Raw genomic sequence first — 15,402 nt, forward strand, 5'->3', positions numbered from 1 at the left:
CTGGCCTCCTTCTTCCAACCAGGCAGAACCGCGGCATCGCATGAGCAATCATTCCGAATTTCTCTGGTATATTCCGAACGACGTCAGACCCGGTCATCGCGGGGATTCCGCCGTCGACAACCACAACAGCCTGGATACGCTGACCAGCCATGCGCGGGCGCTGGAGGAGCATGGCTGGAAGGGCGCGCTGATCGGCACCGGCTGGGGCCGGCCCGACACATTCACCGTCGCGGCCTCGCTTGCTGCGCGCACCACCACCTTCGAGCCGCTGATTGCGATCCGGCCGGGTTATTGGCGGCCGGCGAATTTTGCTGCCGCGGCGGCGACGCTGGACCATCTGACGGGCGGCCGGGTGCGGATCAACATCGTCTCGGGCAAGGATAATCTCGCCGCCTATGGTGACAGCGAAGGCGACCAGGCGCATCGCTATGGCCGTACGAAAGAGTTTATGCGGCTGGTCCGCCGATTGTGGACGGAAGAAAACGTCACGGCGGGAGGCGATCATTTCCGGGTCGCCGGCTCCACCGTGGTGCCGCGCATCGCGGCCCGCGGCGACCGCCGTCATCCCAAATTCTATTTCGGCGGCGCCTCGGAAGCGGCCGAGCGGGTGGCGGCGACTGAGGCCGATGTCCAGCTTTTCTGGGGCGAACCGCTCGAGGGCGTCCGCGAGCGGATCGGCCGGCTCAAGGGACTGAGCCGGGACCTCGACCGCGATCTCCCACAGCTGGAATTCGGGCTGCGGATAACGACGCTGGTTCGCGATACAACGGATGAGGCCTGGGCCGACGCCGAGGCGAAGGTCGCCGAGATGGCCAGAAGCAAGGGCGCCGGCTGGCACGATCACCAGCGCGTGCTCGCCGTCGGCCAGCAGCGGCTGCTCTCTCTTTACGAGCGCGGCGACGTTCTCGACGACAATCTCTATACCGCGCCGGGCAGGTTCGGCGGCGGCGGTGCCGGCACCACCTGGCTGGTCGGTTCGGCGGCAGACGTCGCCCGCTCGCTGCGCAAATACCAGGATCTCGGGATCACGCATTTCGTGCTGTCCGACACGCCCTATCTCTCGGAGATCAAGCGGCAGGGCGATCAGCTTCTGCCGCTGCTGCGCGGCTGAAGCCGGAGGCGGCGAGGCTGTGCGACAGCGTCAGGTCGCCGGCGCCACGCATCGGTTGCGGCCGGCATTCTTGGCGGCGTAGAGATTGGCGTCGGCGACCGGCAGCGCCGCCTCCAGGCTCCCGGCCAAGGACCAATCCGCCAGGCCGATGGAGCAGGTGACGTCAAGATTCGGGGCCACCTCGGACCAATCGTGGTCCTGCACCCGCAGGCGCAGCCGCTCGGCAGCGGCAAAGGCGTCGACGGCCCACGTATCGGGCAGCAGAAGCAGGAATTCCTCGCCGCCCATGCGGATCGCCAGACCGCCTTCCGCGCCGGCATCACCCAGCAAGCCGGCAAGGCGGGAGAGGACGATATCGCCGATCGAATGGGAAAAGACATCGTTGATGCGTTTGAAATGGTCGATGTCGCAGAGCATCAGGGCCGCATGGGTGACGCCGGATTGGGCCCACTCCCGGCACTTGAGCTGCAATTCGCGGCGGTTGCCGAGACCGGTCAGCGGATCGGTGCGCGAGGCCCGCACCGCCTCGCGCTGTTCGGCGGCAAGCCTCAGGTTTTCCTCCAGCAGGCGCTCGCGCTCCAGACGGGCACTGTCTTCCTTACGGCGCATCGTCTCCAGATCGAGCGAAAGCTTCATCGTATAAGCGCGCGCCGAGGCAAGCCGACGGTAATCCTCGACCACCAGCTCGTGATAGATCCTGTGATGGTCGAAGGCCGCCCGCCAGTCGCCGGCCATTTCGGCAATCCGGAATCGCATGTCGAAATGACGCAGCTTTATGCGCGGCACGGCCAGAACCTGCTCCAACGCCTCGATGCCGGCAAGCAGCGACTGCGCTTCATCGAAAGCGCCCTGCCCTGCCAGAAGATAGGCGTACCAGTAGGAGGTCTCCGCCAGCAGCACAGCGTCCTCAGCGACGCGGGCGGCGGCGATGGCCGCGATATAACGGGCAGCCGCTACAGCGTCGTCGCCGCGCGTCCATGCCAGAAGCCCAAGATAGCAATGGCATTCGGCAATCTCATAGCTGAGGTTTTCGGTTTGAGCCTCGGTCAGGATCGACTGCAGCTGCGCTTGTGTTCGCGCATGCAGGGCCTCGTCGATGTCCCGCCCGGCTAGCCGATGTTCGCCGAGTGCGCGTGCTGCCATGCGGCTGGCAATCGAGCGGGCAATCAGCACGGAGCCTTTGTCCAGGCCGCTCGTTTCGGCATAGTGCAGACTTTCGGCCGCAGCCTCGGCGGCGCGATCGAAGTCGTTCGAATCGAACAGGGCCACCGCATAGGCGGTGCGCGCCCGCCAATTGGCCAGGGGATCGGGGCAGGATTTGGTGCGTTTCTGGCAATCGGTCAGCAGGCCGAAGCCGGTTTCCAGATCGCCGAGCGCCACGAGAATGCCGCCATGGACCGATTGAAGGGAAATGACGGCAGCCTGATCCTGGCAATATCTGAGCCAGGTTTCGGCGCGAAGGCAGATCTTCAGGCCTTCCGCCAAGGTCTCCTTGTTGAAATGGATGAGCGCCAGTCGATGTGAAACACGCAGGGCTCCGGCAACATCACCCGCTTCGAGTGCTGCCTCATAGGCGGTTTCCGCCATCTCGAGCGCTTCGCCGGTGCGGCATTCCCAGTCCAGGCGTACGGCACTGTCGAGCAGTTCCTGCCAGCTCGCTGCCAAGTTCTGATCGTGCCTTGACTTGGAAGACGCCCGTCGTGCCACCTCTGCCCCATTCTTTCCGCACCGCATAATCTGCGAGAACTTCTAACAATTCTCAAAGAGTTGCGCTTAACGGCGAACTTCGTCGCTGAACATCGGTGCTGGCAAGCGGATTCAAACGGTCCGTTTTGCAACAGGAGATGTGTGTCAATTCAAATCGGCAACTTGATGTACTCTTTCCGGCGCAGACTTCGGGCCATTTACGACGTAAAATGCGTCAAATTATACAAAAACCGCATCATAATGGCGCCTTATCGGCCTCGTTTACACTCTCTAAAATATCTCCTCCTATTTTTAAGCATATCGGAGCGACGTTCTGAGGATCGTCACCTAAGCCATGATGGCCGGCCAGGTATCCCGAAATCCCGCATGAAATCGACGTTGTCACCCTGACGCCCGTCCCGCTTTAGACGCGACGCGCGCAGTGGCGGCGGGCGGAGGCATGCGGGACAGATCCTGGTCACAGACACCTTTAAACCTCGCCGACACGATGGAGAGCGCGAATGAACAGTATTAAGAGTTTCGGGATCGCGATGCGTCTCGCCCTTGGTTTCAGCTTCCTGATCCTGCTGATGGCCGGCCTGAGCATCTATTCAGCGGTACAGGTCGAGCACATCAACAGCAATCTCGGAACGATCAACGACGTCAACAGCGTCAAGCAGCGGTTTGCCATCAACTATCGCGGCAGCGTGCACGATCGGGCGATTGCCGTTCGCGACGTGACCCTGGTGACCTCCGCCGACGAACGCAAGGCGGCCGAGGCACTGATCGAAAAGCTGGCCGCCACCTATGCCGAGAATGAAAAGCGCATGGCGGAGATGGTTGCATCGCCGGCCGGGGCGACGGATCAGGAAAAGACCATTCTGAGCGAAATCGCCGACATACAGGCGAAAACCAATCCGCTGGTCGCGCAGATCATTGCGTTGCAGGAGAAGGGCGACGGCGACGCGGCCCGCAAAATCCTGCTCGAACAGGCGCGGCCGGCCTTCGTTGCCTGGCTCGGCGCCATCAACAAATTCATCGACTATCAGGAAGCGCTGAACAAATCGATTGGCGGCGAGGTTCGCAGTACGGCAAGCGGCTTCAAACCGATCGTCCTGACGGCGCTCGGCATCGCGGCTCTTCTTTCGATCGTTGCCGCTGCCATTACATCGCGCACGATCGTCGGCCCGCTGGCAAAACTGCAGCTGTCGCTGAAGGCGATGGCCGAAGGCAATCTCGACGGCGATCGTCGCCTCGAAGCGCGGGGCGATGAGATCGGCAAGCTTGCGCGGGCCGTGGCCGGCTTGCGCGATGCCATTTCGGCAAAGGCCGAGCGGGAAGCAGACACGGAAGCCAAGCGGGCTGTGGCGGAACGGCATCGGCTCGAACAGGATGCCGACGAACGCCGCACTCTTGCCGAACAGACCGACCGGGCTGTCGGTCAGCTCGGCACTGCACTGCAGGCATTGGCCGACGGCGACCTCACACAGCAGATCGACACGCCGTTCATCCCGTCTCTGGAAAAGCTCAGAGCAGACTTCAATACCGCGGTCGAAAAGCTGCGCGCCGCCATGCAGAAAGTTGCCCAGAACGCCAGCGCCATCGCCGCCGGCGCACAGGAGATCCGATCTTCCTCGGACGATCTCGCCAAACGCACCGAACAGCAGGCCGCATCCGTTGAGGAAACCGCCGCTGCGCTGGAGGAGATCACCACCACCGTCGCCGACTCGAGCAACAAGGCACAGGAAGCAGGACAGCTCGTTCGCAAGACGAAGGACAGCGCGGAACGTTCGGGCAGCGTCGTCCGAGGCGCGGTCGACGCCATGGGCAAGATCGAATCCTCCGCCACCGAAATCGGCAGCATCATCGGCGTCATCGATGAAATCGCCTTCCAGACCAACTTACTTGCGCTGAATGCCGGTGTCGAAGCCGCCCGAGCCGGTGAAGCAGGCAAGGGTTTTGCGGTCGTTGCCCAGGAGGTGCGCGAATTGGCGCAACGTTCCGCCAAGGCGGCGAAGGAAATCAAGGAGCTGATCAATGCTTCGAACGGCCACGTGAAAAACGGGGTCGCCTTGGTCGGCGAGACCGGAAAAGCCTTGGAAGAGATTGTCGCACAGGTGCAACAGGTCGACGGCAATGTCGGCGCTATCGTCGGCGCTTCGCAAGAGCAGGCAACGGGGCTGAAGGAGATCAACACCGCTGTCAACAGGATGGATCAGGGCACGCAGCAGAACGCCGCGATGGTGGAAGAAGCGACAGCCGCCGCCCATAATCTCGCCAAGGAAGCCGACGCATTGTTCCAGCTCCTGGGTCAGTTCAGCATCGGGGGCGCGGTGGCATCGAAGCGCACAACGCAGCCCGCTGCCGCGGCACACCATGCTCAACCCGTGGCATCGCCGGCGCGCCAGATGATCGCCAAGGTGGGCAGGTCGTTCCAGGGGACGGCGACCCAGGGGAATGCGGCATTGGCCGGCGATTGGGAAGAGTTCTAAGTCGCCTGCCTCTCCAGCCTCTGCTGAAAATCAAACGGACGAAGGGCAGCGTTTGCTGCCCTTCGCTTTTTTGTCTTATGCCTGGGCCGGAACCTTGGCCGGAAGCAGGGCGTTGATCACCACCGCGACCGCGATATTTGCCGCTAGCGCCAGCAGTCCGGTATAGACGGTGAAGGGTTCGCCGCCGAGGCTGATCATATGCAGCGGCTTCCAGCCGGCATCCCAGACGAGGAAGGTGCCGCCGCAGAAGCCGACGAACCAGCCGGCAAGCAGACCAGGTGCGCGGAACCAGTTGGTGTAGAGACCGAAAACCAGGGCCGGAAGCGTCTGCAGGATCCAGATGCCGCCGAGCAGCTGCAGGTCGAGGGCGAACTGCGTCGGCAGGAAGATGATGACGAGCAGCGCGCCGACCTTCACCACCAGCGACGTCACCTTCGCGACCTTCGCCTCGCCCGCATCGCTGACCTTCGGATCGACATAGGCCTTCCAGAAATTGCGGGTGAAGAGATTGGCCGCACCGATGCTCATCACCGCCGCCGGCACCAGTGCGCCGATCGCGATCGCAGCGAAGGCGAAGCCGGAGAACCAGCCCGAAAACAGCGTCTTGAACAGCGTGGGAACGACGTCATTGGCACTGTCGAGCTTCAGGTTGGCGGCATGGCCCATGTAGCCGAGCAGGGCCAGAAGCCCGAGCAGCAGCGTATAGGCGGGCAGCATGATCGCGTTCTTGCGGATCGTCTTGCCGCTGTTGGAGGCGAAGATGCCCGTCAGCGTATGCGGATACATGAAGGCGGCGAGCGCCGAACCGAGCGCAAGCGTGGCATAGGCGACATACTGATTGCCGCCGAGCAGCAGGTTGCCGGAGCCCTTGGCCTGGAAGGCCGCATCGGCCGAGGCGAAGACATTGGCATAGCCGCCGAGCTTCGAGGGGATGAGTGCGACGGCTGCGATCACCACGATATAGATCATGATGTCCTTGACGAAGGCGATCAGGGCCGGGGCGCGCAGACCCGCCGAGTAGGTATAGAGCGCCAGCACGATGAAGGCGATCGCCAGCGGCAGTTCGCCATGCAGCCCGAGCGCCTTCAGGACCGCCGTCATGCCGACGAGCTGGAGGGCGATGTAAGGCATGGTGGCGATGACGCCCGTCGCCGCGACGGCGAGTTCGAGGCCGCGCGATCCATATTGGCCGTGAACGACGTCGGCGGCCGTGACATAACCGAAATCCTTGGCGCGTTTCCACAGGATCGGCATGACCATGAAGACGAAGGGATAGACGACGATCGTATAGGGCAGCGCGAAGAAGCCATAGGCGCCGACCGTGTAGACCAGGGCAGGGACGGCGATGACGGTATAGGCGGTATAGAAATCGCCGCCGACGAGGAACCAGGTGATCCAGGTGCCGAAGTTGCGGCCGCCAAGGCCCCATTCATCGATATGGGCGAGCGTCTCGGGTTTGCGCCAGCGGCTGGCGACGAAGCCCATGACGGTGACGAGGGCGAAGAAGAAGATGAAGACGGCAAGCGCCGTGCCGTTGATGTCAGTCGTCATGGCGAACGCTCCGATAGGCAATCCAGGTCAGCGTCGCCGTGATCGGCACCCAGAGAAGCTGATACCAGTAGAAGAAGGGAAAGCCGAAAAGCGACGGCTCCCGGAGATTGTAGAATGGCGGCCAGAGCAGGCCGATGTAGGGAATGATCAGCAGCCACAGCGCTGCCTTGCTACGTGGTTTTTCCATGTCGGAGTACCTTTCAGGCGCCGTAATTGCGGTCGCCATGTTCCAGTTGTCGGCGTGGAAGGCAGGTCTGTCAGCCGGCGGCGGCAGCAGGCCCGGTTCGGGTCGCTCGAGCTTTTCCGGCCAATCGGAAGCTGATGTAACGCATGTGAGTTCCTCCCAACGGCTTGGCGCTTGGCCAGCCGTGAATGGAGTCCTAGGGCGTTGGTTTTATCCTCACAAGATGGGCGCAGAGCCGAAATACCGGGGCCTACCCAGAAGTGGGTAGGTGCGGATTTGCTTCGATTTTCGAGACGATGCCATGGTCGAGCGCATAGCGGATGAGGCCTGCCGTGGTAGCGATGCCGAGCTTTTTCTTGAGGTTCTTGCGGTGGGTTTCCGCCGTGGCGGCGCTTATCCCGAGCGCTTCGGCGATCTCGCGGTTGCTCCTGCCGGCAACGATCAGCCCGAGCGTATCGCGCTCGCGTGGCGTCAGGGGATCGCTCCCCTCCTCTACGCGCTCACCCATCAGCGCGTCGAAGACGCCGGAGGAGAAATAGGTGCCGCCGCCCGCCACTGTCTCGATGGCCGCGACGATCTCGTCGGTGGACACGTCTTTCAGCACATAACCGGCGGCGCCATGCATGACCGACGAGGAAATATACTCGCGGCTGTCATGCATGGAGAGCATCACGACGCGGGTCTGCGGAAGTTCGCTCCTGAACAGTTCGATCGCATCGATGCCGCTGAGCTTCGGCATGTTGATGTCCATCAGCACCACCTGCGGCTGGATCTGCCGGGCGATGTCGAGCCCGGTCTGCGCCAAGCCCGCAGTGCCGGCAACCTCGATATGATCGAAGGTTTCGAGCACCGCCTTCAATCCGTCCAGCACCAGCGGATGGTTGTCGATCAGGAGCACCCTGATTTTCTGGCGTTCCGTCATGCGGCTTCCGCCTGCTTGTCAGTGGGCAGATTGGCCGATCTCGGCATCATCGCCGTCAAAGTCGTGCCGGCTTCGCTGCTGTCGATGAGCAGCAGGCCGCGGAAGTGCGCCATCCGCTCCTGCATGTTGCGCAGGCCGAGGCCCGAGCCGCCGGACGCGCCATCGAAGCCGCTGCCGTTGTCGGAGATGGTCATGCGGGCGCGGCCGCCGTCGCTCCAGAGCTTGACCGAGAGCTTCGAGGCGCCCGAATGCCGCTCGACATTGTTGAAGGCCTCCTGGGCGACGCGATAAAGGGCGGTACTGGCTTCCGCCTTCAGCGTGCCGGTGAAGCCCGAGGCGTCGATCTCCGTCTCGATGCCCGTGCGTTCGGCAAAGTGATGGCAGAGCGCCTCCAGCGCAGCCGTCAGGCCGAGATCGTCGAGCACGCGGGGGCGCAGATCATGCGAGAGCAGCCGAATTTCCTTGATCGCGCCGTTCAGCGCCTCGACGCCGCGCTCGATGGTCAGCGCCGCATCGTCGACATTGGTCCTGACTTTGCGGCCGGCGAGATCCATCGCATAGCGCACGCCGAGAAGGGTCTGGGAGATGCCGTCATGCAGCTCGCGCGCCAGCCGTGTGCGCTCTTCTTCCTGGGTGTCGATGACCCGCTGCGTCAGTTCCTTCAGCCGGCTGTCGGCCATGCGGCGCTCATGGAAGGTCAGCAGCATGCAGGTGGTGAACACGACGAGCACCGAAGGCACGGCGATCAGCGCGACGATGACGAAGGTCCGTCTGATGTTGGCGCGCGTCACCGCATTGGCGGCGGCACTCTGGGCAAAGACGTCATCCAGGTAGACGCCGGTGCCGACGACCCAGTGCCATTTGTCGAGGCTGACGACAAAGGAGAGTTTGTCGGCGATCTGTCCGGTCGATGGCTTCTGCCATTTGTACTGGTGCAGGCCGCCGCCGGCCTTTGCCGTGGCGATCAGTTCGGCGATGACCTTGTCGCCATCGGGATCGGTAAGGTCGAGCCAATTTTGCCCATGGCGGAAACTCTGGCGCGGATGGACGATATTGTTGCCGTCGTAATCATAGACGAAGAAATACCCGTCCTTGCCGTAGTCGAGCGAGGTCAGGATCTCAGCCACCTGCTGCTTGGCGGCCTCGTCGTCTACCCCGGCCTTGTCATAGATTGTCTGGATGGCCGATAGCGCAAGATTGGTCAGATTGAGGATCTCGGCTTCCTTGGTCTTCAGCATGTTCTGCTCGAACGTGTCGATGCTGTTCTTGGCGAGGTTTGCCGATTGCCAGGTGATGAAGGTGGTGATCGCGAGGATCGAAATGACCAGCGGGACGATCGCCAATACGATGATCTGGTGTCGTAGCGTCAACGGTCATTCCTCCCAAGGATCTGCGCCCGGAATTATGCCCTTTGTCCGATATGAGTCCAGCCGCCCGGGCGCGATCGCTATTCCAGCGGCACGAACAGGCCGAGCTTGACGTCGCGCAGCACGACATTGGTGTGCATGCGGCGGATCTGCGGATTGTCAGCCATGATCAGGGCGGCGATGTCGTCATAATGCTCGACGTCGCGGGCGGTGACGATCGCAATCAGATCGACGGCGCCGGTGACGTAATAGACCTGCTGGATATGATCCTGCTTCTCCGCCCAGACGCGAAATTTCGCCAAAGCGTCGTAATTGTCCCGCTCGATCTCCATGCCGACGATGAACACCATCGCTGTTCCCGTCGCTTTCCGATCAACGACGGCGACCTCGGCCTTGATGATCCCCTCCTCGCGCAGCCGTTTCAACCGCCGCTGCACGGCCGAGACCGACAGGCCGATCCGTTCGGCGATCGTTTCGGCCTTCAGCTGGCAATCGCGCTGAACGATATCGAGGATGTCACGGTCAAAACGATCCAGCTGTTCCATTGTCCATTCCCATTTCAGCTGCGGCACATCATACATTCTGCCGCATTCGATGCGCGAGGAAGATTATTTTGCACAAAATATGCAAAATAGGTGATAATTGCGCGAAAAAACCGCGTTATTTTATCATTATCCTTCGCATCTCAAGTTCAGCCGGACCCATGCATGTCGGATCAACCCTTTCCTGCTCTTCGCGTCGAAGATCTCCACAAAAGCTTCGGCTCGCAACAGGTTCTCAAGGGTATCTCGACCGAGGCCCACAAGTCAGATGTGATCTCTATCATCGGCTCGTCGGGTTCCGGCAAGAGCACTTTTCTCAGATGCATCAATTTCCTGGAAACACCGGATCGCGGCCGCATTGCGGTGAACGGCGAGGAAGTCGGGATGAAGTCCGGCCGCGACGGGAAGCTGCAGCCGCAGAGCTGGCGGCAGATCGAACGGCTGCGAACGGGGCTCGGCATGGTGTTTCAGAGTTTCAATCTCTGGGCTCATCGCACCTTATTGGAAAACGTCATCGAGGCGCCGGTCCATGTCATGGGCATTTCCAGGCGCGAGGCAATCGAAAAGGCGGAGGCCCTGCTTCACAAGGTCGGGCTCTTCGACAAGCGTGACGCCTATCCCGCCTTTCTCTCCGGCGGTCAGCAGCAGCGCGCGGCGATCGCGAGGGCGCTCTGCGTCGATCCTGCCGTCATGCTGTTCGACGAGCCGACATCGGCGCTCGATCCGGAATTGGTCGGCGAGGTGCTGAAGGTCATCCGCGATCTCGCGGAGGAAGGCCGGACCATGCTGATCGTCACGCATGAAATGCGCTTCGCCCGGGATGTGTCGAGCCGCGTCCTCTTCCTGCATCAGGGGCGGATCGAGGAGGAAGGGCCGCCGGAGCAAGTTTTCGGGGCGCCGGTCAGCGCCCGCTGCCGGGAGTTCACCAGTCTCGGCGCCCATTGATCCACATCAGCCATCATCGACAACACACGAACCTGGAGAATTCTGCGAATGAAACTGCTTCCCATGCTTTTCGCCGGCGCGGCCCTTGCGCTTTCCGCCGTCACCGCACAGGCCGAAGTCCGCTTCGGCGTCATGAACGAATCCTACCCGCCCTTCTTCGCCAAGGACGCCTCCGGCGAGTGGCACGGCTGGGAGATCGATCTGATGAACGCCGTCTGCGCAGAGATGAAGGAAAAATGCTCGATCGTCGACATTTCCTGGGATGGTCTCATTCCGGCTCTCCAGAGCAAGAAGTTCGACGTGATCTGGTCGTCGATGTCGAACACGGCGGAACGCTCGAAGGTGATCGATTTCACCGACAAATATTATAACACGCCGAGCACCCTGATCGGTCCCAAGGACCAGAAGCCGGGCGCCACCGCCGAGGACGTGAAGGGCAAGACCATCGGCATCCAGGTGTCGACGATCCAGTCTGAATATTACAAGAAGTATTTTGCCGGCGCCGCCGAGGAAAAGACCTACCAGACGCTCGACGAGGCTTTCCAGGATCTGGCCTCCGGCCGTATCGACTACGTCTTCGGCGATTCGCTCGCGCTCGACGCGTTCCTCAAAAGCGACGGCGGCAAGGATTGCTGCGCCAAGATGGGAGATGTCGCCGACGACAAGGAAATTCTCGGAGCCGGCGTTTCGGCCGGATTGCGCAAGGAAGACACGGAGCTGAAAGCCAAGCTGAACGCGGCGATCGCTGCCGTTCGCGCCAACGGCCAGTATGACGCCATCACCAAGAAATACTTCGACTTCGACATCTACGGCGCGAAGTAAGCACTGCAAAAAATGGCGACCGCGCAACAAGGCATTCTGGATCTGCTGTCTCCCTATCCTCCGGGATGGGGCGGCGTTCTTTTGACAGGTGCTGTCTCCACGGTCGCCATCTCGGCTTGCGCCTTCGCCATCGGCCTGCTGCTCGGCACCGGCGGCGCACTCGGAAAGCTTTCCGGCAATCGAGCACTGCGCCTGGTGCTCGATCTCTACACCACGCTCATCCGCGCCGTTCCCGAACTGATCCTCATCGTCGGCCTCTATTATGCCGGCACCGACGGCCTCAACCGGCTGCTGGCGGCACTCGACCTGCCGCCGGTCAATGTGAACGGCTTCGTCGCCGCCGTCGCAGTGCTCGGCTTCGTGCAGGGCGCTTATATGACCGAGGTGCTGCGCGGCGCGATCCTCGCCATTCCCACCGGTCAGATCGAGGCGGCCAAGGCCTTCGGCATGGGGCCGATGCTGCGGTTCCGCCGCGTCCTGCTGCCGGCGCTGTTGCCGAACGCGCTGCCGGGGCTTGCCAATCTCTGGATGTCGATCACCAAGGACAGCGCGCTCGTCGCGGTCGTCGGCTACCAGGAACTGGCGCTCGCCACCCGGCTGGCCGGGGCAAGCACCAAACACTATTTCGTGTTTTTCCTCGCCTCCGCCTTTCTCTACCTCGCCATCACTCTCGTTTCCAACGTCGCCTTCAAGCTGATCGAAGGGCGGGTGCGGCGCGGACAGCCGCGTCTCGCCTGAGGAAGCCGCGCCCATGAGTTTCACCTGGATCTCCTCCTATTGGCCGCTGCTTCTGACCGGCGCCTGGCAGACCGTGGCGCTGCTGGTCATCTCAGTGGTGTTCGGTTTCATCATTGCCATCGGACTCGCCTTCGCGCAGGTCAGCGGCGGCAGGCTGACGCGGCTGCTGGCCCGCGGCTACTGCACCTTCTTCCGCGGCACGCCGCTGCTGATCCAGCTCTGGCTTCTCTACTATGGAGTCGGCTCGCTGCTGCCGATGATCCCCGGCATCCGCCAGAGCCTGTTCTGGCCGATCCTGCGCGAGGGCTTCTTCTTTGCCGCCGTCAGCTTCACGCTGAATTATGCGGCCTATGAGGCGGAGGTTTTGCGCGGCGCGCTGCTTGCCGTTCCCAAGGGCGAGCTGGAAGCCGGGCGGGCTTTCGGTCTGTCGCCCTGGAAGCTGACTCGCCGCATCTGGCTGCCGCGCGCCATCCGCATCGCCCTGCCGACGATTGCCGGAGAGATCGTCATGCAGCTGAAGGCGACGCCGCTCGCCTTCACGGTGACGGTGATGGATCTCTACGCCGTGGCCAACAAGGTTCGTCAGGATACGCTGCTGGTCTATGAGCCGCTGCTCGTCGTCACTCTCTTCTATCTCGCCCTGACCGCAGTGATTGCCCGCGTCTTTCGAGGTCTCGAAGCGCAAGTGCCGGTTCGTCGTTAGCCGATCGGAAAGAGCTCGCTATGAATCCCGCCGCCTGTCGGAGCGAACAACGCACACTCACCCCTTTGTAAATGAAAAGCACGCCCGCCGGTGACGGCGCGGCGGCCCGAATGGAGACCCTTCATGAACAGGACACGAATCCTCGATGGCGGCATGAGCCGCGAGCTGCTGCGGCTCGGCGCCGAATTGAAACAGCCGGAATGGTCGGCGCTCGCGCTGATCAATTCGCCGGATATCGTCCGCGAGGTGCATAAGGAATTTATCGCCGCCGGCTCTGAGATCATCACGACCAACAGCTATGCGCTCGTGCCCTTCCATATCGGCGAGGACCGATTCCAGAAGGAGGGGCCAGCACTGATCCGTCTCGCCGGTCGCCTGGCGCGCGAGGCGGCCGATTCAATCGCCGACCGCAAGGTGCTGGTCGCCGGTTCGTTGCCGCCGATCTTCGGCTCCTACGAGCCACAGAATTTTCAGCCTTCGCGAGTGCAGGATTACCTCAAGGTGCTGGTCGAAAACCTCGCCCCCTTTGTCGACATATGGCTCGGCGAGACGCTGAGCCTGATCGCCGAGGGCGAGGCCGTCCGCCAGGCGGTGGCGGCATCAGCCAAGCCCTTCTGGATCTCCTTCACGTTGGCGGATGACGCGGCGGATATCGAAAGCGGCGAACCGAGGCTTCGCTCCGGCGAAAGCGTCGAGGCGGCGGCATCCTGGGCAGTGCCGTCAGGCGCCGAAGCCTTCCTGTTCAATTGCAGCAAACCCGAAGTCATGCGAGCCGCCGTCGAGACGGCCGCCGGGACGTTCCGGAAGGCGGGTGCCCAGATCGAAATCGGCGTCTACGCCAATGCCTTCGAAGGGGAACAGGGCGAATCGGCCGCCAATGAAGGTCTGCACGAGACTCGCGGCGACCTGAACGACGACGCCTATTCGCGTTTTGCCTGCTCCTGGGCCGAGGCTGGCGCCACGATCATCGGCGGTTGCTGCGGCATCGGTGCCGCTCATATTCACCGCCTCGGCAAGGTGCTTTTGCGCTGACACGGCAGGGCGGCGGTGGTTGTCATACCGCCGCCGCCACGCATCGATGGAGATGATGGCGCACCATTATTTTCGGTGCCGTCACTTGTGTTTCTGCAGGGGAAGAGCCTGTCGATAAATAACTTGATTTATCAGCTTTTATAACTCGGCCTCGTATTTAACTCATGGAAGGTCGTCATGAATTTTAGATCCGGAGCCGGCTGGCTGGTTGCCTCGATTATTTCTGTTTCCGTTGTTTTCTTTGCCCCGTCTGTGATGGCTGAGCAGAAGACGATCGCCGATGTGATCGGCCGTCACGTGAAGGTCGAGCTTCCGGCCAAGCGCGTCGTTCTCGGCTTCTATTTCGAAGATTACATGGCCGTCGGCGGCGAGAAGGCCTATGACTCCGTCGTCGGCATTTCCCGCGAGGCATGGGAAGGCTGGGTGCCTGCGAACTGGAAGATGCACATTACCCACCGCCCCTCGCTCGGCGACATCGCCGATGTCGGCGAAGTGGAAGCACAGACCTTTTCCATCGAGAAGGTACTGAGCCTCAACCCCGACCTGGTCATCCTCGCAGTCCCAGGCGCTCGGCCAGGACGTCCATCGCTTGGAAGAACAAGGCATTCCGGTCGTCGTGGTCGATTACAACGCCCAGACGGTCGAGCGCCATGTCGCCTCGACCGTGCTGTTCGGACAACTGACCGGTCAGGATTCGCGCGGCAAGGAAATCGCCGATTTTTATGCCGGCGCGCTGAAGGACATCGCCACCCGCATCGCCGCGTCGGGCAAGCCGAAGCCGAAGGTCTATGTCGAATTCGGCAATAAGGGGCCGGCGGAATATTCCTTCACCTACGGCAAGAACATGTGGGGCGCCATGTCCACGGCAGCCGGCGGCGACAATATCGCGGCACCCTTCGTCGAATGGTGGGGGCCGATCAATCCCGAGCAGGTCCTGGCGTCCAAGCCAGACGCCATCTTCATCTCCGGCCGCGAGAACAACAAGAGCGAGACCGCCCTGCCGATGGGCGAGGGCGTGAAGGCCGACGAAGCCCGCGGCAAGCTGAAGGCCTTCGAAACCCGCCAGGGCTGGAGCGAGCTTCCCGCCGTCAAGAACGGCCAGCTCTTCGGCGTTTATCAAGGCGCGTCCCGGACGATCTCGGATTTTGCGATGGTGCAGTATATCGCCAAGCAGCTCTATCCCGAGCAGTTCAAACACGTCGACCCGGTTGCCGACTACCTCGGCTATTACAAGAAGTATCTGCCGGTGGTTCCCGAAGGCACCTTCGCCATTGCCGTCAAGGGTTGATCCCGGCCGGCCCATCTCC

General features: G+C 62.0%; 13 protein-coding genes and 1 pseudogene. 8 read left to right on the forward strand and 6 right to left on the reverse strand.

Annotation, left to right across the window (positions count from 1 at the left end; translation table 11 throughout):
* Nucleotides 1–40 precede the first annotated feature (40 nt).
* The gene (locus tag AMK05_RS23320) at nucleotides 41–1,111 is read left to right on the forward strand and encodes an LLM class flavin-dependent oxidoreductase (RefSeq protein ID WP_064841681.1); all 1,071 of its coding nucleotides are present in this window, start codon (nucleotides 41–43) and stop codon (nucleotides 1,109–1,111) included.
* Between the two features lie 30 nt (nucleotides 1,112–1,141).
* Here AMK05_RS23320 and AMK05_RS23325 read toward each other — a convergent pair whose 3' ends face one another.
* Complete coding sequence (locus AMK05_RS23325; RefSeq protein ID WP_237352226.1) at nucleotides 1,142–2,776, reverse strand: GGDEF domain-containing protein; 1,635 nt, start codon at nucleotides 2,774–2,776, stop codon at nucleotides 1,142–1,144.
* Between the two features lie 542 nt (nucleotides 2,777–3,318).
* On the opposite strand from AMK05_RS23325, the gene AMK05_RS23330 reads away from it, so the two are divergent.
* Nucleotides 3,319–5,289 carry a HAMP domain-containing methyl-accepting chemotaxis protein gene (locus AMK05_RS23330; RefSeq protein ID WP_064841683.1) on the forward strand — a complete coding sequence of 657 codons (1,971 nt, stop codon included), beginning with the start codon at nucleotides 3,319–3,321 and terminating at the stop codon, nucleotides 5,287–5,289.
* Between the two features lie 75 nt (nucleotides 5,290–5,364).
* Here the strand turns inward: AMK05_RS23330 and mctP are convergent, their stop codons facing one another.
* The 5 genes from mctP to AMK05_RS23355 form a co-directional block, all read right to left on the reverse strand.
* On the reverse strand, nucleotides 5,365–6,840 hold the full coding sequence (gene mctP, locus AMK05_RS23335; RefSeq protein WP_064841684.1) for a sodium:solute symporter family monocarboxylate transporter: 1,476 nt from the start codon (nucleotides 6,838–6,840) through the stop codon (nucleotides 5,365–5,367).
* A complete protein-coding gene (locus tag AMK05_RS23340; RefSeq protein WP_007539443.1) occupies nucleotides 6,830–7,027 on the reverse strand; it encodes a DUF3311 domain-containing protein in 198 nt (65 codons plus the stop codon). The genes mctP and AMK05_RS23340 overlap by 11 nt, the downstream gene beginning before the upstream one ends.
* Before the next feature lie 247 nt (nucleotides 7,028–7,274).
* Nucleotides 7,275–7,946: a response regulator transcription factor gene (locus AMK05_RS23345; protein WP_064841685.1), complete on the reverse strand. Its 672-nt coding sequence runs from the start codon at nucleotides 7,944–7,946 to the stop codon at nucleotides 7,275–7,277.
* The gene (locus AMK05_RS23350; RefSeq protein WP_064841686.1) at nucleotides 7,943–9,316 is read right to left on the reverse strand and encodes a cache domain-containing protein; all 1,374 of its coding nucleotides are present in this window, start codon (nucleotides 9,314–9,316) and stop codon (nucleotides 7,943–7,945) included. The genes AMK05_RS23345 and AMK05_RS23350 overlap by 4 nt, the downstream gene beginning before the upstream one ends.
* A 77-nt stretch (nucleotides 9,317–9,393) precedes the next feature.
* Entirely contained in the window at nucleotides 9,394–9,858 is a 465-nt protein-coding gene (locus tag AMK05_RS23355) for an Lrp/AsnC family transcriptional regulator (RefSeq protein WP_064841774.1), read from the reverse strand.
* 162 nt (nucleotides 9,859–10,020) lie between these two features.
* On the opposite strand from AMK05_RS23355, the gene AMK05_RS23360 reads away from it, so the two are divergent.
* From AMK05_RS23360 to AMK05_RS23385, 6 genes and pseudogenes are all read left to right on the forward strand, one after another.
* Entirely contained in the window at nucleotides 10,021–10,800 is a 780-nt protein-coding gene (locus tag AMK05_RS23360; protein WP_064841687.1) for an ABC transporter ATP-binding protein, read from the forward strand.
* A 48-nt stretch (nucleotides 10,801–10,848) separates the two neighbouring features.
* Entirely contained in the window at nucleotides 10,849–11,622 is a 774-nt protein-coding gene (locus AMK05_RS23365; RefSeq protein WP_064841688.1) for a transporter substrate-binding domain-containing protein, read from the forward strand.
* A gap of 12 nt (nucleotides 11,623–11,634) precedes the next feature.
* The gene (locus tag AMK05_RS23370) at nucleotides 11,635–12,360 is read left to right on the forward strand and encodes an ABC transporter permease (RefSeq protein WP_064841689.1); all 726 of its coding nucleotides are present in this window, start codon (nucleotides 11,635–11,637) and stop codon (nucleotides 12,358–12,360) included.
* Nucleotides 12,361–12,373: 13 nt separating this feature from the next.
* Nucleotides 12,374–13,063, forward strand: a complete 690-nt coding sequence (locus AMK05_RS23375; RefSeq protein WP_064832009.1) for an ABC transporter permease — start codon at nucleotides 12,374–12,376, stop codon at nucleotides 13,061–13,063.
* A gap of 123 nt (nucleotides 13,064–13,186) precedes the next feature.
* Entirely contained in the window at nucleotides 13,187–14,095 is a 909-nt protein-coding gene (locus AMK05_RS23380) for a homocysteine S-methyltransferase family protein (RefSeq protein WP_064841690.1), read from the forward strand.
* Between the two features lie 177 nt (nucleotides 14,096–14,272).
* Nucleotides 14,273–15,383: pseudogene (locus AMK05_RS23385) on the forward strand (ABC transporter substrate-binding protein).
* Nucleotides 15,384–15,402: the final 19 nt, after the last annotated feature.

Origin of the sequence: Rhizobium sp. N324, from assembly GCF_001664485.1 — a bacterium.
Classification (GTDB): Bacteria; Pseudomonadota; Alphaproteobacteria; order Rhizobiales; family Rhizobiaceae; genus Rhizobium.